The organism is Rothia sp. HMSC073B08, assembly GCF_001812975.1.
GTDB classification, from domain to species: domain Bacteria; phylum Actinomycetota; class Actinomycetes; order Actinomycetales; family Micrococcaceae; genus Rothia; species Rothia mucilaginosa.
This window is the reverse complement of record NZ_KV811050.1, coordinates 104,105-123,272: the sequence shown is the minus strand read 5'-3', so window position 1 is coordinate 123,272 and position 19,168 is coordinate 104,105. Positions and strand designations below refer to the sequence as shown.

The following is a 19,168-nucleotide window of genomic DNA, read 5'->3' as shown; positions in this document are numbered from 1 at the left end:
CTAACGCCGCTAAACCCTAGATAGCTCGGCGCTAGAGTGCTCAGCTTTAGACCGCTACCGGCACCTTCTGCGTAGCTGTTATAGCCTGTGCAGCCGTGGTCAGTGCCAGGGGAACCTGCGCCGCGCACACGGAGGCGCCATCGACCACCACGATGCGACCGGCGGGCTGCTCGCCCTGCGTGAATCGATCCAGAGGTAGCGCGGTCACCGTGCACATGTCGGCATCCGCTAGGGACGCGGGCGCGAGCAGAAGCGCACGCGAGCATCCCATGAGCGCAGCCAGCAGGGGTGAGGAGGCGCGCCTCGGCCAGGGTGTGTAGGCGACCAGCATGGCGCGGAACTCGCCCCGACGCTCCAGAAGTAGCTGCTGAACGGCGGGCTGCAGGTACTGCAGATCGTCAATGAGCACGAGTGTGCGCGCGGGGTTTGTCACTGAGTCCAGGAGTGCGCGGGTACGCTCCACGCTCGGCGGCTCACCCGACGTGCCGCCATCACCCGATGCGCCGCCAGAACCCTCAAGGACGAGGGTATCCAGCTGCGGGTTGAGTCGAGCAATGCTTTTCAGCAGGGTGCTTTTACCCGCCGACCGGGAACCCTGCACCGGAACTACCGCGCCAGCCGGGGCGCTCAACCACACCGGCATCTGCCGGCGGTCAAATGCGACCAACAGCTTAGCGCCCTGCGGATTGCATGCGGCGTGGGCGGCGGTCACGTACTCGGTCGAGGGCATGCGATAGTACTCGGGGAACTGCCGCAGAAGAGTGCCGGGGCGAGTGTTTGACCCGCTCGAAGCGCTCGCCGCGTTGCGTCGCAGAACCTGAACCAGCTCCTGGAAACCCGCAACGCAGGGCGAAAGAATCGAAGCGCTCAGCGGCTGATCCCCGATTAACTCCTCATTGATGGCACCCTCCACGCAGTAGTGGCTCTGCGCCGGGGTCGGGTAGTCCTTGCTCGTCGAACGCATCAGATCGGCCTCCAAGAAGCGGCGGCTCAACAGCGTGGAATGTGCCGCAGCAGCGAAACGACCGCGCGGGTTCAAGGCGGAGGTGAACACCACCGAATAGCCGCGACGGCACCCCTGTGAGAGCAGATCGTAGAGCAGGTTCTCCGTATCGGGTTGGCGGACCAGCACCTCCAGCCAGCTGTCCAGGCCGTCCACGACAATGAGCGGGCGGGCGGAAGCCTCGGGGCCCCACAGATTCGGGGTGCGCAGTTCCTCCAGACAGAAACGCAGATGCGAAAGCTCCTGTGCACCCACGAGCGACTCAAAGGCACCGGCGTAGGGTTCCAGGTCGCGGTAGAGCGCACCGTCAGAGGTCAGCAGAACAACCGGCGTGCGGGCGGCGAATGCCTGAGCTAAAAGCCCGTAAAGCATCGGGGCTCGTTCGGCGCTCTGCGCCAGCAATGCCAGCGCCTGCTGACCCGACCAGCTGATCGGGCGGCGCACACCGTAGCGGGCAATCTCCAGCTCACCCAATAGATACCCTTCGGAGGCAACGCCAGAGTCTGCAGGCTCCTGCGGGGTAGCCGCCGGGTCAGTGCCGTACGCTACCGGTTTGCTAACCGGCGCCTCCACCACGGGCAGCGGGGTGTTCTCGGGAAGCTCCGGTGGAATCGGGCAGTACTCATCCTGAACCGCTGCATTCTTCTGAAGACTCCTCGGCGCGTACTCGCGTTCATAGAGCGCACGAATCTGCTGCGCCGAACGAATCAGCAGCTCATCCTCATTACCGCCGCCCTTCTGAACGGCAGAAGCGGCAGACAGCTCACGCCAGCCGCCCTCCTCAAGACCCAACACCTGCACCGGACGGGCATCGCTGCTCGAGGGGACCGCATCCACCAGCGGGGCGCGGAACGGCAGGGAACGACCATCCGGCAGGCGCACATACCCGGCACCCGGATGCGCCGCCGAAATATACGCCGCAGACTCATGCTCCAGCAGGTTATAGGAATCCTGAGCGCTCGCCACGCGCAGGCAAATGCTCGCGGCAATATTGGCGCGAATATCCTGCGAAATAGCACCCTGCGGACGCTGAGTCGCCAACACCAGATGCAGACCCAGCGAGCGACCAATCGTGGCAATGCGCATCAGCTCAGCCATAGCATCCGGCATGGAATCGATGAGCATGCGGAACTCATCCACCACAATCAGCAGCTCGGGGTAGCGCGGAATCGTGCCCGCAGCCTGGCAGGACGCCAAGTAGTCGCGGTAGGAGTTCACACCGAGCGCCTGCAGATCCACCTCGCGGCGGTGAATATCGGCGCGCAAAAATTCGAGCGCACGCTCCACCGCCGACACATCAAAATTACTCAACACGCTGAGTGCATGCGGCAGCTGAGCCAGAGGACCCAAACCAGCAGAGCCCTTGAAATCCACCAGAATCAGGCCCAGACGCTCGGGCGGGTAACGTAGCGCAGCGCTGAGTACCAGCGAACGCAGCAGCTGCGATTTGCCAGCACCGGTCGTGCCACCGAGCAACCAGTGCGGACCGTGCTCAGATAAACCAATATTCAGCGAACCGCCCGAAGAAACACCCAGGTAGCAGCGAATATCGGAGGCGTAACGCTGAGCGGACCAGCGCTGCAGAACAGACTCCACCGCCATGTCATCGGCGCGGTTCTGCTGCTGAAGAGATGAGAACAGATGCGCCGACTGGTGCACCTGCCCCTCACTGAGCGCGCCCTGCTCCTGCTCGCACCCGGCGCGGTACAGGTTCTCAAGAGCGGCACAGAACGCCTCGAGGCTGAGCCCATCGGCGTGCTGGCACAGACCCTCACACGCCAGAGGATGCACCTGGTAGACACCCTCGGTGGGCTGCACCGGAGGCATCGCATAGCCCTGCGCGCGGTAACGGATGCTTTGACGGTGGCTACCCTCACTCGCGCACTCAACCCAGGCGGCACCAAAAAGCGCACCGGGTGCATGTGCGGAATTATCACCCTCAGCACTGCCCAGCACGCAGAGCGCAGGGGCGTTCATCTTCTGCTCACGCGGGGAGGAGAGCGCGCGGGATTGCGAACCCTCAGCGATAGCACCGGAGGTTAGTGCGGTCAGCAGGGGAGCGTAGACAGGGCTCGCCTGCAGGGGCATGAGAATCAGCGGCGGAACCGAAAGCTCCGACTGCAAGCTGCTCTGCAGGGCCTGCAGATACTTCTCCTGCTGCACACCCGGCAGACAATGCACGCTCACCCCCGGCACCACAGCCAGAGTCTGCAAGAGACTATTGGTCCGCAGCTGATCAGCTCTATCAGCGTCAGCCAGCAGAACATGCACCGAACCCGGATAACCCGCCACCAGCTGCACCAGGTAGGCGCGCAGATGCGCCTCCTCCAGCTGCAGGTAGTGACCGAGAGTCGGGGTGGGTAGCGGCAGATAGTGGGGCGCATCCTGCTTATCCAGAGCGCTCAGGGGGAGGTTGCGGCCGCGCAGGTAGGGCTGGCGGGGACCGCACCCGAGCACAATAGCCGGGTAGGCGGCATCATGCAGAGTGGAGGGACCCGAAATCGCCAGGTCGCCCGCGGTCGGCAGGGCGAGGGCACGTTCCTTCTCTTGCAGTGCCGCCTGATGAGTTTGCTGCGATGCGGCACGGTTCTCTGCCCGACCGCCAAAGAAATGCAGAAGCATCAGCAGTGAAGACGCCGCAGACATTAGCAGAAGGAACCACATACCGGTCACCAGCGCAATAATCAAGCCCACCACAATCGGCAGGCACACGCTCAACAGAATCTGCTTGAGCTTACGCGGCGCGGGAGGGTTCACCACCACCGGCTCAAAGGGATCGCCAGCATCGCCCAGGGGAGCGAGCGTCTGCGCGGGCTCGCCACTGGAAGAGTCGGGGGAAGAAGCCAGGGAGGAACCGGTGGAAGCGGTGGCGCTCGCCTTCTTGGCGGTGTGTTCGCGGTCGGCGCTGGGTGAGGTGAGCATGCAGAGTGAGGAGCCGAGGCGGAAAGGCTCGTCCCAGCGCAGGATGCGCGGCTCGGCGCTCTGCACCTTCTTGCCGCCCTGCACCTTCTTGCCGCCCTGTGCTTTCATACTGCTCTGCACCTTCTCGCTACCCTCGCTTGCGGAGGGGCGTTTCTCGATCCAACGGATGCCGGAGCTATCGGCGTAGAAGTTGCCGTGCACCGGCTTGAGGAAGGGGTCTTGCAGGTGAATGTGGTGCGGCTGTTCTCCTCCACGGGCAGGTAGTGCCGCCCTGCCGAGGCTGGTGCGACCGCGGATAATGGGGAAGGTTGCGCCCGCGTCGGGTCCGCGCAGAATGTGCAGGAGGCTGACGGCGGGCGCGCCCGGAGTTTGAGATTCGTTCGGAATGTGGCTGTTTGGCGCAATCGAGGCTCCGGCGGGATCCTTATCGTGCGCTGGGCGTAGCTGGAACGTAGTCTCCTGTGCCTGAGCGTGCGCGCCGGCGGCAGAGTGTTGCAGGGCGTGGTTGAGCGCCTGCTCTAGAGCCTGCCGGTGTGCGCTACCGGGGCGCAGCTGTATTCCGGTGGGTGCCGCCTCGCCGTCGAGTCGGAGTACGCGGGGGTAGGGGAGGGTGGTGTTGTGGTGGTCGAGAAAGAAGAGAGTCATACCCTCAGAAAACATTAAAAAGCATTAAGGCTCAATAAATTGTCTGTATATAAACTAAAGTGTTCGTATTTTTTGAATTTTTCGCCCTGTTTTTCGAAAAATTGTGGATAAACCACCTCAATCACCTCTCGCATACACCGGTGTGCATCCCCAAAAGTGCTGATGGGGGTACTTCTTTGTAGCGTGTGAGAGTCATGAAACGCCCCCTCGAACCACCCCTTGCGCCTACAGTTCTAGGTGGCGGCTAATTACCGCCGCAACTAGGGCAGGGTGAATATTTACCCGTAAATAAAATTCCTTCACCATGAGTAGACCGTAAAAATACGCAGAAGAAAGAACTGTCTCAGACCGGCGTGACCTCGGGGTTCGCGAAGAATATTCACTCGGAGAAAGAGTGCGCGAACAATAGTCCAAAAGCCCCTAAAAGCACGTCATAAGTATGCGTGACGCATGATAAACGGGTATCTTAGATTATGACTATATCCATCACGGGTGACGCTTTTTGCCTCCACCCGTGCGGATTGCGGCGCGACTGAGAACACTCGGATGTGTCCAATCTGGTAGGTGAATACCGCCCTCGCAGAAGCGGCGGTGCGCCGTGATAATACAGGAGAAAACATTGACCGCTGACCTCGTAGTAGTCGGTTCGGGCCTCTTTGGTCTGACCATCGCAGAACAGGCTGCCACTGAGCTGGGCCTGAAGGTTGCCCTGCTGGACCGCCGTTCCCACATCGGTGGTAACGCATACAGCGAGAAGGAGAAGCAGACCGGTATTGAGGTGCACCGCTACGGTGCGCACCTGTTCCACACCTCCAACGAGCGTGTCTGGGAGTACGTGAACCGTTTCACCGAGTTCACCAACTATGTGCACCGCGTGTACACCCGCCACAACGGCATCGTCTACCCCATGCCGATTAACCTGGGTACCATCAACCAGTTCTTCAACGCAGCTTACTCTCCCGCAGAGGCAAAGGCGCTTATCGCTGAGCAGGCTGGCGAGCTGGCTGGCACCGACCCGCAGAACCTGAACGATAAGGGTATCTCCCTGATTGGTCGCCCCCTGTACGAGGCGTTCATCAAGCACTACACCGCTAAGCAGTGGCAGACCCCGCCGGAAGAGCTGCCCGCATCCATCATTTCCCGCCTGCCGGTTCGCTACAACTACGACAACCGCTACTTCAACGACAAGTACGAGGGTCTGCCCGTTGACGGCTACGCAGCATGGCTGGAGCGTATGGCGGCGCACCCGAACATTGAGGTGCACCTGAACACTGACTTCTTCGAGCCCGGTCACCAGTACTCTCGCGAGAACGTCCTGGGTCAGATTCCCGTGGTCTACACCGGCCCGGTTGACCGCTACTTCGACTACGCTGAGGGCGACCTGTCCTGGCGTACCATCGACCTGGAAGAAGAAGTCCTGCCGATTGAGGACTTCCAGGGTTGCTCCGTGATGAACTACCCCGATGCTGATGTTCCCTTCACTCGCATCCACGAGTTCCGTCACTTCCACCCCGAGCGTGACTACACCAAGGACGCAACCGTCATCATGCGCGAGTACTCTCGCTTCGCGAACAAGGGTGACGAGCCGTACTACCCGGTCAACACCTCCGTGGACCGTGAGAAGCTGCTGGCGTACCGCGACCTGGCTAAGGGCGAGAACAACGTGCTGTTCGGTGGCCGCCTGGGTACCTACAAGTACCTGGATATGCACATGGCTATCGGCGCTGCACTGTCCATGTTCGACAACAAGATCCGCCCGCACTTCGCTAACGGTGCGAAGCTCGAGTCCGGTGGTGTTGACGCATAACCATGGCTGATAAGACTTTGAAGAACCTGCAGCGGGTTATTTTCCCGAGCGCGGTTGAGACTGACGTCGTGCCCCTGTACGTGGACGCGAGTGTCGCAACCGGCGTTCAGCTGCCGACCCGTATTGACGGCGATGCTTCCACCTCCATTGCGGAGGCGATGAACACCTCCGGTCAGTCTGTGTCGAACGCTAGCGCGAACCGTGATGCCGCGAACAGCCTGAACAGCCGCCGCTCCATCACCGTGAACGCGGGCCAGAGCCTGTCTTTCGGTACGTACTTCAACGCGTTCCCCGCCTCGTACTGGCGCCGCTGGACTGACCTGCAGAAGGTTGTGCTGAGCGTTCAGACTCGCGGCGAGGGCATGGTCATTGTGTACAAGTCCAACGGCCGTGGCGTGATTCAGCGCGTGGATGCGAAGCTGCTCTCCGGCGAGGAGACCAACACCTTCACCCTGCCCCTGGCACCGTTCGGTGACGGCGGCTGGTACTGGTTCGACCTGGCTGGCACCGGCGACCTTGAGCTGGTTGAGGCGAACTGGCTGGGCGATATTGAGCCCCGCGCAGACGTGAAGGCCGGTCAGGCGACTGTGCAGATTACCACCATGAACAAGGTGGAGTACTGCATTAACAACATTCGTGCTCTGGGTGAGAGCCCCGAGATTTTCGATGCCGTGCACGAGTTCCTGATTGTGGACCAGGGCACCCAGAAGGTGCAGGACCACGAGGACTTCGAAGAGGTCGTTAAGCCCCTCTCCGGTAAGTTCCGTATTATCAACCAGGGCAACCTGGGTGGTTCCGGTGGCTTCTCGCGCGGTATGTTCGAGGCTGTCAACAACGGTTCCGATTACGTGCTGCTGCTCGATGATGACGTTATCGTTGAGCCCGAGTCGATTCTGCGTATGGTGACCTTCGCGAACTACTGCAAGGAACCCACCATCGTGGGTGCGCACATGTTCGACATGTTCGACCGCTCGGTCCTGCACGCGTTCGGTGAGGTTGTTGACCCGTGGCGTAACTTCTACGCTAAGCCGCACGAAGACATGGCTATGGGTCACAACCTGGGCCACCACAATCTGCGTAACACCCCGTGGCTGCACCGCCGCGTGGACGTGGACTACAACGGCTGGTGGATGTGCCTCATCCCGACCGCCGTCATCAAGGAAATCGGTCTGTCCCTGCCTCTGTTCCTGAAGTGGGATGACGCTGAGTACGGTCTGCGCGCTAAGGCCGCGGGCTTCGCTACCGTGTCCTTCCCCGGTGCGGGCGTGTGGCACGTGTCCTGGACCGATAAGGATGACTCGGTCGGCTGGCAGGCGTACTACCACGAGCGCAACCGCCTCATTACGGCGCTGCTGCACTCGCCCTTCGATAAGGGTGGCCGCGTGCTGCTGGAGTCCCTGTTCTTGGACGTCAAGCACACCCTGTCCATGCAGTACTACACTGAGGCCGGCCGCCTGATGGCGTTGGAGGATCTGCTCTCCGGCCCCGATCACCTGCACCCCTCGCTCTCGCAGCGTCTGCCGGTGATTCGTGCGATGGCTAAGGAATACCCGGAGTCTCAGGTGAAGCCGAACGTGGATGACTTCCCGGCTATCCAGACGAAGAAGCCTCCGTTCCGTGGCCGCCGTTCCTTCGCATCCCCCGGTTACAAGAAGCTTGCTTCCTGGACCGCGAAGACTGTTGCTCGTCAGCTGTTCAAGCCGGTGAGCGAAGAGGCGAAGGCTCACCCGCAGATTCAGCTGAACTACGGTGAGACCAACTGGTGGACCCTGTCGAAGTTCGATTCGGCTCTGGCGACTAACGCTGAGGGTACCGGCCTGTTCTGGTACCGCCGCGACCCCGAGCAGTTGAAGTCGAAGCTGGCTCAGGCAGCTAAGCTGCACGTCCAGCTGGTGACCGGCTGGGAGCAGCTGCGTGAGCAGTACCGTTCGAAGGCTGCAGAGGTTGCGTCCTACGATGCGTGGGCTAAGACCTTTGCTGAGCATACGGATTCTGAGCTGACCCGATGAGCGATTTGAAGTCTGTTCCCCTGAAGGCGCCCGGTCGCGGCCGCGGCATCCTGGATGCGATGAAGAATCGCTACCTGCTTCGACTTCTGGTCGATAAGGAAATCCAGGTCCGCTACCGCGGCTCGGTGCTGGGTATTCTGTGGTCCTACATTAAGCCGGGTGTGCAGTTCCTGGTGTTCTACATTGCCATGGGTCTTTTCCTTGGCCTGGAACGCGGTATGCACAACTACGCTGTGTATCTTTTCTCGGGCATGATTGCTATTAACTTCTTCTCGGAGGGGTTCGGCAATGGTGCTCGCGCCATGGTGGTTAACAGTGCTCTGATTCGCAAGATTTACCTGCCGCGTGAGCTGTTTTCGCTGTCTACGGTGTGGGTGGCTCTGGTGCATTTTGTGCCGCAGATTGTGGTCATGCTCCTGGCATGCTTTGCGGTGGGCTGGCATCCGTCCTTGTTGGCTTTTGAGTCGATTCTGGCGGGCATGCTCATCGTGATGCTGCTGTCCTATGGTCTGGGTCTGATTTTCGGTGTGGCTAACGTGTTCTTCCGAGATTCGGAGAACATCGTGGACATGCTGCTGATGGTGGCTACTTGGTTCTCGCCGGTGCTGTACTCCTGGACCATGGTGCGTGACACCCTGTACCCGTGGGTGTTCAACGTGTTCATGATTAACCCGCTGACCGTTGCGGTGGAGCTGTTCCACTATGGCTTCTGGCATCCGACGCTCCGTCCTGAGGATTTGGCGCTTCCTGCTTCGCAGGTGGTTCCGCATCTCTTCAGCTTCTGGACTCCGATTGCCATTGGTATTTCTCTGCTGACCGTTTTGATTGGTGATTTGCTCTTCCGTAAGTTTGAGGGCAACTTCGCCCAGGAGCTCTGATTCTGTGGATATTAAGAAGCTTGAGTTCCCGCCGGTGAGCCCGGACGCTCCCGTGGTGATTCACGTGGAGAATTTGGTGAAGCGCTTCGTTCTGCGCCACACCCGTTCGATGAAGGAAGCTTTTGTGTGGCTGATTAAGGGCCGCAAGGGTGATCTTTCGGAGAAGTTCAATGCGCTCAACGGCGTGAGCCTGGATATTCGTCAGGGTGAGCGTGTGGCTCTTCTGGGTCTGAACGGCTCGGGTAAGTCCACGCTGCTGAAGATGATTTCTGGTGTGATGCGCGCCGATGAGGGTGAGGTTCTCACGCGCGGCAATATTGCGGGTCTGATTGAGGTGGGCGCTGGTTTCCACCCGGATCTGACTGGTCGCGATAATGTGTACCTCAACGGCGCGATTTTGGGTATGACCAAGGATGAGATTGAGGCTTCCTTCGATTCGATTGTGGATTTCGCTGAGATTCACGACTTTATCGATACCGAGGTGAAGTTCTACTCTTCGGGTATGTACCTGCGTCTGGCGTTTTCGGTTGCGGTTCATACGAACCCGGATATCTTCCTGGTGGATGAGATTCTTGCGGTGGGCGATGAGCCGTTCCAGAAGAAGTGTATTGCGAAGATTCAGGAGCTGTGCTCTGCCGGTAAGACTCTTGCCGTTGTGAGCCATGACCTGGATTTGGTGTCTAAGATTTGTGACCGCGGCGTGGTGCTGGAGCACGGTAACCTGCGTTTTGACGGTCCGATTAAGGAAGCCGTGAAGGTGATTCGTGGCGGCGACTAACCGCTAGATGTATCGCTTGTGATGGGGCGTGTATTCCCGATGGGGGAGTGCACGCCCCTTTGCTGTGCCTGGGAAGGAGCGCCCGAAAGTTGCGCACGGGAAGGCGCTGCTGCTGGGTAGGGTTCTTGCGGTTTACTAGGGGGGCTGCGGCTTTTAAGACGAAATGTTACGTGTGCACCGAGTGTAATATAGCGGTGGTCAACGGTGAGCGGTTCGAGGGGCGTACCTGCAACTGTTCTGCGAGTCACAGCTGACTAGGTGTTTTGGATTTTGGTGCACGTTGGGTAACGATATGTGCAATTCTATGCATCAAAAATACTCAAATACTATACTCGTAAATATTAATTGGCGTTTTATTACATTTTGATAAATTTGATGTGCTGAGGGTAGGGTGATGGTGGCATTGATGTATCAATGCTTCACCGTATTCCACACAACCACACCACACACAGCATCGGATCATTTCAATGGAGAACACCGTACTGGATACCCGGGCGGAGCATCTAAGTCTGCTCGAGGAGAATATCCGTGAGGCAATGCGCCACCGCAGCCTGGACCCGCACGAGGACCAGCATGCGGTGCGCGGGCTCATTGACGAGCACCTGACCGATTATGAGCAGCGGCGCGCCCGCATTTCCCTGCCGGATTTGGGTGACCGCGAATCCGTGATTCAGCGTCTGCACGATGAAATCTGCGGCTTTGGTGTGATTCAGCCGTTTCTCGATGATGAGAGCGTTGAAGAAATCTGGATTAACTCTCCCGATGAAATCTTTATCGCCCGCAACGGCGAAAGTGAATTGACCGGTCTGCACCTGAGCGCCGAGGCAATCAATAGCCTGCTGGAGCGCATGCTCAAGCCTTCGGGGCGCCGCGTGGACCTTTCTTCCCCGTTTGTTGATGCGTCCCTGCCGGATGGCTCCCGATTGCACGCGGTGATTCCGGATATTACTCGCAGGCACACGAGCATCAATATCCGTAAGTTCGTGGTGCGTGCCCGCCGCCTGCCCGACCTGGTGCGCATGAACTCGCTGAGTGCCGGCGCGGCGTCCCTGCTGCACGCGGCGGTGGAGAGCGGCATGAACATCCTCGTTTCGGGTGCGACCCAGGCGGGTAAGACCACGATGCTGAACTGCCTGTCGGCATCTATTCCGCCGCGTGAGCGCGTGATTACGTGCGAAGAAATCTTTGAGCTCGCGGTTCCGCTACGCGATGTGGTGGGCCTGCAGTGCCGCCAGCCGAACCTTGAGGGCACCGGCGCGATTGAGCTGCGCCGCCTGGTCAAGGAAGCTCTGCGTATGCGCCCGGACCGCATCCTCATTGGTGAGGTGCGTGAGGCGGAATCCCTGGACATGCTCATTGCGCTCAACGCGGGTCTGCCGGGTATGTGCACGATTCACGCGAACTCGGCGCGTGACGCGGTGACCAAGATTTGTACCCTGCCGCTGCTGGCGGGCGAGAATATTTCCTCGGCGTTCGTGGTGCCGACCGTGGCGTCCTGCTTTGACATTGTGGTGCATTGCGGCCGCGATTCGCGCGGTCAGCGTCAGGTCGAAGAGATCAGCATGCTGGGTGGCCGCGTTGAGGACGGAGTGATTGAGATGTCCCCGCTGTTTGTGCGCCGTGACGGTCAGATGGTGTGCGTGGCGTTGGAGCTGCCGAACCCGGACCGTTGGATTCGTGCCGGTCACCGTCCTGAGCAGGTGCTGGCCCTCGCGAAAGCGGGTCAGTGATGCCTCTGTTTCTGAGCCTGATTTTGGGGTTGGGCGTCTGCCTGATTTACCTTTCCTGCTTTCCGGATAACGGCAAGCCGCCGAAGCCGAGTAACGACCCGGCGCTGGTTGTGGCGCTGCGTAAGGCGGGTATGCATTCGCTGACTCCTCGCACGTTCATGTGGGTGAGCGTTGCCAGCGGCGTGAGCGCGTCGGTTCTGCTGTTGATGGTCACTCAGCTTTTGCCGCTTGGCTTGCTGGGCCTGATTGGTGGTTTTGCGGCACCTCGCGTGATTGTGAATCATCGTGCTCGCGCGGCGGATGCCCGTATTTGGCAGTTGTGGCCGGATGCGGTGGACCACCTGCGTTCGGCGATTCGTGCGGGTTTGTCGCTGCCGGAGGCGCTGATTCAGCTCTCGTACCGCGGCCCGGAAGAGTTGCGTGATGCCTTCGCCCATTTCTCGCGTGATTACCGTGCGTCGGGTGAGTTTGTGCCGTCGCTGAACCGTTTGAAGGAGTACCTCTCTGACCCGGTGGCGGACACCATTATTGAGGCGTTGAAGATTGCTCGCGAGGTGGGCGGTTCGGACCTGGGTAAGCTGCTGGGCACGCTGAGTGATTTTCTGCGTGAGAATGCGCGTACCCGTTCGGAGCTTCTGGCTCGCCAGTCGTGGACTGTGAATGCGGCTCGCCTTTCCTGCGTGGCGCCCTGGTTTGTGCTGTGTCTGATGGCGACTCAGCCTGCCGCGCGCATGGTTTATAACTCGTTTGCCGGTGCGATGCTGATGATTGCCGGTGCCGCTATTTCTTTGGCGGCGTACCGTCTGATGCTGCGTATTGGTGAGTTGCCGCGTGAACGGAGGGTTTTCGGGTGAACCTGCCTCTGATTTTTGGTCTACTGTTGGCGACCGGCGTGGGTCTGATTCTTTCGTCGGTGCTGAATACTCGCAGTATTTCGTTTTCTGATCGTGTGGCGTCGCAGCTGCGCGGTGAGACTCTGCGTGAGTCGCTGTTGAAGGAGCAGGAGCGCCATGAGCCGAGCCTGCTGGAGGCGATTTCGGCGTTCTGCGCACCGCTTCTGCGTTCGCTGTCTTCGTCGTTGAGCGGCTCGTCGTTGAGTGATAGTTCGGTGCAGGAGCGTCTGCGTCGTGCTGGCTCTTCGCAGAGTGTGAGCGCGTTTCGTGCCGAGCAGCTGCTGTGGGCTCTTGCCGGTGTGACCGTCATGAGTGCCTTGACCGTCATTGGCGTGGTGCAGGAGCGTTTCTCTATCCTGGTGGCTCTTGTGCTGGTGCTGGTGAGTGGTTTGAGCGGCTTTCTGGCGCGTGACTGGTGGCTGGGTGAGGCGGTGACTAAGCGTGAGAAGCAGCTGGTTGCTGAGTTCCCGGCGCTGGCGGAGATGATGGCTCTGTCGGTGACGGCGGGCGAGTCGGCGCTGGCGGCTTTGGAACGTATCTGTTTGACCTCTCGCGGCGAGTTGGCTCGTGAGTTTTCTGAGATTTTGGCGCAGACCCGCACCGGTATTTCGCTGCTGAGCGCGTTGCAGGAGTTTGCGGAGCGTACTCGCGTTCCGGCGTTGAGCCGCTTCGTTGAGGGTATTGCTGTTGCGATTGAGCGCGGTACCCCTCTGGCTGATGTGTTGCGTGCGCAGGCTCAGGATGTGCGCGATAACGCTAAGCGTGAGCTGATGGAAACAGCCGGTAAGAAGGAGATTGCGATGCTCGCCCCGGTGGTGTTTTTCATCCTGCCGCTGACTGTAATTTTTGCGGTCTTCCCGGGCCTGTCGCTCATGCGTTTGAACTTTTAGATTTTGCGGCGGGTACACACTGTACCGGCTGCACCGCGGTGGGCTGGGCTGATTGCCTGGCGCGCCGCACCAACCACACACTACCCCCTTTGATAGAAGGAGAAAATTATGTTCCGTCGTTTCCGCACCACCCTCACCGTGCTGATCGCCCTGGCTATCGCATCTTTGCTGGCTCTGCGCCTGAAGAACAAGCAGGATGACCCCGAGCGCGGCGACGTGCCCGGCTGGGTCATGATCACCATGATGAGCGCCGTGCTGGTTGCCGCTATCTTGGCGATTGCTCAGCCTGCTCTGACCAAGATGTTCAACGACGCGATTGCTCTGGTTCACCAGTAATGCGTAAGCCCCGCATCGCTTCTGAGCTGACTGCCGCTGAGCTATCCTCTGCGGAACATTCTGTGGAGGAGAGCGAGCGCGGTGACGCCAGCGCGGAATTCGTCATGGTCGGTGCGCTGTTGGTGTTGCTGACCATGGCGATTCTGCAGGTTTCTTTCGCCCTGTATACACGAACCATGTTGGTGGATGCGGCGGCGGCTGGGGCACGTTACGGTACGATGCGTGACCGCACTCCGCAGGAGGGCATGGAGCGTACCCGTCAGATGATTGAGGGGGTTCTTCCGTCTTCATATGCTGAGAATATTTCGTACCGTCAGAGTAGTGATTCTACGGGTGTGCGCACTTTGGAGGTGACGGTGAAGTCTCCTTTGCCGGTGCTGGGCCCGTGGGGTTTTCCGGATTCTATTGAGGTGAAGGGGCATGCGATTTATGCGGAGCATCGTTCCGGTGATTAGTGGCTTTTCGCTTCGGCGGCGTGTGAAGGAACGCCTGAAGAGCCGCTCTGGTCGGCCTCTTTCTGAGCAACACGACTCTGAAGAGGGTAGCGCCATTGTGGAGTTCCTGGGCTTGGGTATTACTCTGCTCATCCCGGTACTCTACGGTATTCTGACGATTTTTAGCTTGCAGTCTTCGGTGATGGCGGCTCATGCGGCGAGCGCCCAGGTGGTGCTGTATGTGCAGGAGCAGCCGCAGGACTCGTCGGTGGGCCCGGATTTGGCTCAGCGTCTGGCGGCGCATGCTGCCGCTGATTACGGGGTTGAGCCTTCCGATGTGAGCGTGTCGTTGAGCTGTGCGTCGGGGGAGTGCGTCTCGGGTACGAAGGCGTACGCCACGGTGACGGTTCAGGCGCGTCTGCCGCTTCTGCCTTCGTTTATGGGTGGCGGCGTGATTCCGGTGAGTTCTCATGCGACGAGTTGGGGGTCTGGTCATGCTGATTCCTAATGGTTCGCCCGCTCACCTGTTATCGCCGGCTCGCCTGCTTTCCTCGGTGCGGGAGCGCTACGCTAACGCATGCCGTCGTGCCCGTCTACAGGTTCGTGCCCGTGCGCAGAGCCGGGCGCTCGCCGCTGACCCGATCGCCTCAGACCGCCTCGCCGCTGACCCGGTCGCCTCAGACCCGGAAGAGGGCAGCATTGCCCCGCTGATTGTGGGCATGCTGGCGTTGCTTCTGCTCATCGGTTCGGTGACAGTGGCGATTACGGGCGCGTATCTGCAAACTCAGCATCTGCAGGATGTGGCGGACGCTCAGGCGAACTCGATTACCCGCACGATGCGCACTCCTGATGAAGCGAGTGGTTCGGCGGCGTGGGAGTATGCGAGCGCGTACCTGGCTGAGGTTCAGCCGGGGCAGGATTTTCAGGCGTTGCGTCTGGAGAACGTGTCCGTGGATTCTGATCACAGTGTGCACGTGTACCTGTCGGCTCGTATTCGTCCGCCGCTGCTGTCGATTCTGGTGCCTGATGGTATTGAGGTAACCGCTCATGGTTCGTCGCGTTTGAAGACGAGCCAGGGCCCGTCCACCGATTAGTGCGTCCATCAACGGTGCACGGGCTTATCGGCGCACGGGCTTATCAGCACGGGCATATCGGCGCACTCGCTTATTGGTGTGTTGTGAGCCCCCTTAGACTGCGAGGGTGCATCCGCAAGGTAGTGTAACGGCTAGCGGATGCGCCCTCGTTTTATGCCCTTTTTAGGTCTTCATTGCGTGGCTTCTGCCCTCTGCCTGCCTTATCCTTCTGCGCTGTGGGCTGTTGCGGGCTGTAACGGCGGGACTTTCTGGCAGTTTCGCGATAGTGTTAAAAGCTATGGCATCCTTCGACTTTTCTGCTGAGATTAAAGAGCTTCGCGCGATTTTCACCTCTATTGCTGCTGTGAGCGATATTGAGGGGATTGAGCGCGCCATTGAAGACCTGTCTGCGCAGGCTGCCGCACCCGATTTGTGGGATGACGTGGAGAATGCGCAGAAGGTGACGAGCGCACTGTCGTATAAGCAGTCGGAGCTGAATCGTCTGCGTTCGCTGTCTTCTCGCATTGATGATGTTGAGGTGATGGTGGAGCTTGCCGAAGCGGAGGATGCGGAGACTGCCGCCGAGCTACTCGCTGATGCTGAGCGTGAGTGCGGTGAGATCCGCGCCAAGCTGGAAGAGCTTGAGGTGCTGGTGCTGCTCTCGGGTGAGTACGATCAGCGTGAGGCTGTGGTGACGATCCGTTCGGGCGCCGGCGGCGTGGATGCTGCTGATTTCGCGGAGATGCTGCTGCGCATGTACCTGCGTTGGGCGGAGAAGAACGGCTACCCGACGAAGGTTCTGGACACCTCCTACGCTGAGGAAGCGGGCCTGAAGTCGGTGACCTTCGAGGTGAACGCGCCGTACGCTTTTGGTCGCCTGTCGGTGGAGGCGGGTACTCACCGCCTGGTGCGTATTTCGCCGTTCGATAATCAGGGCCGCCGCCAGACCTCGTTCGCGGCGGTTGAGGTAATTCCTCTGATTGAGCAGACGGATGCTATTGAGATTCCCGAGTCTGAGATTAAGGTGGATGTGTTCCGCTCCTCGGGCCCGGGTGGTCAGTCGGTGAATACGACGGATTCGGCGGTGCGTATGACTCACTTGCCGACCGGTATTGTGGTGTCGATGCAGAATGAGAAGTCGCAGTTGCAGAACCGTGCGGCGGCTTTGCGTGTGCTGCAGTCTCGCCTGTTGCTGTTGCGTAAGGAGCAGGAGGACGCGAAGAAGAAGGAGCTTGCCGGTGATATTAAGGCAAGCTGGGGCGATCAGATGCGCTCCTATGTTCTGCATCCGTACCAGATGGTGAAGGATCTGCGTACTGGCTATGAGGAGGGTAATACCTCTAATGTTTTGGATGGCGGTTTGAACGCCTTTATTGATGCTGGTATTCGCTGGCGTGCTTCGGGGCGCGCGGCTGAAGAGAGCTAAGACGTATAAGGATTGAGTGATGGCTCAGAAAAAGAAGAAAGACGCGAAGAAGGATCCGAATAACGCGATTATTGCCCAGAATAAGAAGGCTCGCCACAACTACAACATTGTGGATACCTATGAGGCGGGTATTGTTCTGCTGGGTACTGAGGTGAAGTCTCTGCGTGATGGTGGGGCGTCCATTGTGGATGGTTTCTGCCAGGTGACCGATAACGAGTTGTGGCTCGAGGGTATTCATATTGCGGAGTATGGTTACGGTACGTGGACGAACCATGCGGCTCGTCGTCGCCGTAAGCTGCTGCTGCATCGTTCTGAGATTAATAAGTTGGCGCAGAAGCTGAAGGAGACCGGTTACACGGTGGTTCCGTTGAAGATGTACTTCTCGAATGGTCGTGTGAAGGTTGAGATTGCTTTGGCGACCGGTAAGCGTGAGTACGATAAGCGTCAGGCTTTGCGTGAGCGTCAGGATGACCTGGAGGCGCGCCGCGCGATGCGTTACCGCAACCTCGGCTAGGGCTGAGGCAACGGCGGGATGCACGGCTGCTCCAGGAACTTGCCGGTAGGGGCGGGGCGCGGTTCCTCACGTATAATGGTTAAAAATTCGTGGCGTACCGCGAGCACCATTCATTCTTTGAGGAGACATATGTCTGAGAACCCGAACTACCAGCAGAACCCGGGCGAGTTCATTCCCGCACCGCAGCAGGCACCCGCATACAACATGCAGGGCGGCTACCCCGGCTACCAGCCGAAACCGGGCTCGGGGCTGGCTATCGCCTCCTTGGTCTGCGGTATTTTGGGTGTTCTGACCGGTATTTTTATCTTTAGTGGACTTTCTCTTGGCCTGGCGGGTATCGTGCTGGGTATTGTTGCGCTGGTGAAGGTGAAGAACGGTACCGCTTCCGGTAAGGGCATGGCGATTGGTGGCATTGTCACCGGTGCGCTGGGCATGATTGTTGCTGTTGTCGTGCTGGTTCTGGGCATGATTGGCCTTGGCATGCTCGGCGACTGCGCTGAGCAGGCCGTGCAGGATTCGAACGGCAACTACGTGTGCACCATCGAGGGTAAAACCATGACGATGAGCCCCGATGAGTACAAGGTGTACCGCCGTTAAATCGCGTTGAGTCTTTGAAGCGTTGAGGGACCGAATAGTGTTGAACTATTCGGTCCCTTGCTCTTTTTCTGCGCTGATTCTGCCCGATTGGTGGATTCTGGGCGCTGAATCTGAAATCTTGAACTTCACAGATGACCCAAATGACGGCTTATTTATATAATGGAACCGAACTCAGCGCGCAACGGTGCGTTGGGCGAGTATAAATTGTTCGCTGCAACTGTGAAGGAAAGAACGACGGATGTCTGAGAATAACTACGGAAACAACCAGGGGAACGCACAGAACCCCTACGCTGCTCAGCAGCCTAATTCTTCCGCCCAGGGCTCGTACGGTCAGGATTACGGCCAGGCTCCTTCGGGTCAGAACACTTACGGCCAGGACTACGGTCAGAGCGCATCCGCTCAGAACAGCTACGGCCAGGCGCAGCAGAACTCGGGCCAGCAGTCTTCGGCTCAGCAGTCTTCGGCTCAGCAGTCTTCGGCTCAGCAGAGCCAGTACGGCCAGTTTGGTGCGCAGCCCTCTTCGCAGAATGCTTACGGCCAGAACGTTGCTCAGGGTACCTCAGCCCAGGGTGCTTCGGCTCAGAACACCTACGGTCAGCAGCAGTACGGCTACGGTCAGGACGCATCCTACCAGACGCAGCCCGCTCAGCAGAACCAGTACGGTTACGGCCAGGAAGCCTCGTACCAGGCTCAGCCCGCTGACTACAACTACCAGCAGAACTCTTACCAGCAGCAGCCCCAGCAGGACGCTTACGGTTACGGTCAGCCCGCGGGTTACCCGTATGCGGCTCCCGTGACGAAGAAGGCTCCCGGCATGGCGCTGGCGGCAATGATCCTCGGTATTGCGGCTGTTCTGACCGGTTTCCTCGTGTTTGGTGCGTTGCTGGGTATTGCTGCGATTATTCTGGGTGCGCTGTCCCTGAAGAAGACTAAGGAAGTTGGCGCGGGTAAGGCATTCGCACTGACCGGTATTATCACCGGTGCGGTGTCTGTCCTGATTTCGATTTGCATGCTTTTCGTATACATTTCTTTCTTCCAGACCGCTGAGAAATGCCTTGAGGTTGGTACCGATGACGGCCACGGTAACGTGGTCTGCCAGATTGGTGACAACCCGAACAACCGCATGACTGTTCCGGCTCACCGCTAAGGTTTGACCGCCTAATTTTGACTGCCTAATTTTGGCTACCCAGTGCGGTACGCGAACGGGGTGAGGCTCCCAGATTTTCTGGGGCG

Annotated in this window: 16 protein-coding genes; 15 read left to right on the top strand and 1 reads right to left on the bottom strand. The window is 59.3% G+C overall.

All coding sequences use genetic code 11. The features are described from left to right. Positions 1 to 46 precede the first annotated feature (46 nt). Positions 47 to 4,570, bottom strand: a complete 4,524-nt coding sequence (locus tag HMPREF2884_RS01555) for an FtsK/SpoIIIE domain-containing protein (protein WP_246827905.1) — start codon at positions 4,568 to 4,570, stop codon at positions 47 to 49. Between the two features lie 619 nt (positions 4,571 to 5,189). Here HMPREF2884_RS01555 and glf point away from each other — a divergent pair. The 15 genes from glf to HMPREF2884_RS01480 all read left to right on the top strand — a co-directional run bounded on the left by glf (position 5,190) and on the right by HMPREF2884_RS01480 (position 19,082). Continuing rightward, on the top strand, positions 5,190 to 6,377 hold the full coding sequence (glf, locus tag HMPREF2884_RS01550) for a UDP-galactopyranose mutase (RefSeq protein ID WP_060824553.1): 1,188 nt from the start codon (positions 5,190 to 5,192) through the stop codon (positions 6,375 to 6,377). Positions 6,378 to 6,379: 2 nt separating this feature from the next. After that, the gene (locus tag HMPREF2884_RS01545; protein ID WP_060824554.1) at positions 6,380 to 8,386 is read left to right on the top strand and encodes a glycosyltransferase; all 2,007 of its coding nucleotides are present in this window, start codon (positions 6,380 to 6,382) and stop codon (positions 8,384 to 8,386) included. Further along, the gene (locus tag HMPREF2884_RS01540) at positions 8,383 to 9,264 is read left to right on the top strand and encodes an ABC transporter permease (RefSeq protein WP_005505397.1); all 882 of its coding nucleotides are present in this window, start codon (positions 8,383 to 8,385) and stop codon (positions 9,262 to 9,264) included. The genes HMPREF2884_RS01545 and HMPREF2884_RS01540 overlap by 4 nt, the downstream gene beginning before the upstream one ends. Before the next feature lie 4 nt (positions 9,265 to 9,268). Then, positions 9,269 to 10,042: an ABC transporter ATP-binding protein gene (locus HMPREF2884_RS01535; protein WP_005505398.1), complete on the top strand. Its 774-nt coding sequence runs from the start codon at positions 9,269 to 9,271 to the stop codon at positions 10,040 to 10,042. Between the two features lie 467 nt (positions 10,043 to 10,509). Further along, a complete protein-coding gene (locus HMPREF2884_RS01530; RefSeq protein ID WP_070615019.1) occupies positions 10,510 to 11,772 on the top strand; it encodes a TadA family conjugal transfer-associated ATPase in 1,263 nt (420 codons plus the stop codon). Further along, positions 11,772 to 12,626 carry a type II secretion system F family protein gene (locus HMPREF2884_RS01525; RefSeq protein WP_070615018.1) on the top strand — a complete coding sequence of 285 codons (855 nt, stop codon included), beginning with the start codon at positions 11,772 to 11,774 and terminating at the stop codon, positions 12,624 to 12,626. The genes HMPREF2884_RS01530 and HMPREF2884_RS01525 overlap by 1 nt, the downstream gene beginning before the upstream one ends. After that, positions 12,623 to 13,555: a type II secretion system F family protein gene (locus tag HMPREF2884_RS01520; RefSeq protein WP_070615007.1), complete on the top strand. Its 933-nt coding sequence runs from the start codon at positions 12,623 to 12,625 to the stop codon at positions 13,553 to 13,555. Before HMPREF2884_RS01525 ends, HMPREF2884_RS01520 begins: the two co-directional genes overlap by 4 nt. Before the next feature lie 108 nt (positions 13,556 to 13,663). Continuing rightward, complete coding sequence (locus HMPREF2884_RS01515) at positions 13,664 to 13,891, top strand: hypothetical protein (RefSeq protein WP_070615005.1); 228 nt, start codon at positions 13,664 to 13,666, stop codon at positions 13,889 to 13,891. Further along, positions 13,891 to 14,346, top strand: coding sequence for a TadE family protein (locus HMPREF2884_RS01510; RefSeq protein ID WP_070615003.1), 456 nt, complete (start codon positions 13,891 to 13,893; stop codon positions 14,344 to 14,346). The genes HMPREF2884_RS01515 and HMPREF2884_RS01510 overlap by 1 nt, the downstream gene beginning before the upstream one ends. Further along, positions 14,312 to 14,833 carry a pilus assembly protein TadE gene (locus HMPREF2884_RS01505; RefSeq protein ID WP_070615001.1) on the top strand — a complete coding sequence of 174 codons (522 nt, stop codon included), beginning with the start codon at positions 14,312 to 14,314 and terminating at the stop codon, positions 14,831 to 14,833. Before HMPREF2884_RS01510 ends, HMPREF2884_RS01505 begins: the two co-directional genes overlap by 35 nt. Then, the gene (locus tag HMPREF2884_RS01500; protein WP_083309147.1) at positions 14,796 to 15,419 is read left to right on the top strand and encodes a pilus assembly protein TadG-related protein; all 624 of its coding nucleotides are present in this window, start codon (positions 14,796 to 14,798) and stop codon (positions 15,417 to 15,419) included. Before HMPREF2884_RS01505 ends, HMPREF2884_RS01500 begins: the two co-directional genes overlap by 38 nt. Positions 15,420 to 15,696: 277 nt before the next feature. Continuing rightward, on the top strand, positions 15,697 to 16,824 hold the full coding sequence (prfB, locus tag HMPREF2884_RS01495; RefSeq protein ID WP_070615000.1) for a peptide chain release factor 2: 1,128 nt from the start codon (positions 15,697 to 15,699) through the stop codon (positions 16,822 to 16,824). A gap of 19 nt (positions 16,825 to 16,843) precedes the next feature. Continuing rightward, positions 16,844 to 17,338, top strand: coding sequence for an SsrA-binding protein SmpB (gene smpB, locus HMPREF2884_RS01490; RefSeq protein WP_070507550.1), 495 nt, complete (start codon positions 16,844 to 16,846; stop codon positions 17,336 to 17,338). A 129-nt stretch (positions 17,339 to 17,467) separates the two neighbouring features. Beyond that, positions 17,468 to 17,935, top strand: a complete 468-nt coding sequence (locus HMPREF2884_RS01485; protein ID WP_070614997.1) for a DUF4190 domain-containing protein — start codon at positions 17,468 to 17,470, stop codon at positions 17,933 to 17,935. A 238-nt stretch (positions 17,936 to 18,173) separates the two neighbouring features. Beyond that, positions 18,174 to 19,082: a DUF4190 domain-containing protein gene (locus HMPREF2884_RS01480; protein ID WP_070614996.1), complete on the top strand. Its 909-nt coding sequence runs from the start codon at positions 18,174 to 18,176 to the stop codon at positions 19,080 to 19,082. Positions 19,083 to 19,168: the final 86 nt, after the last annotated feature.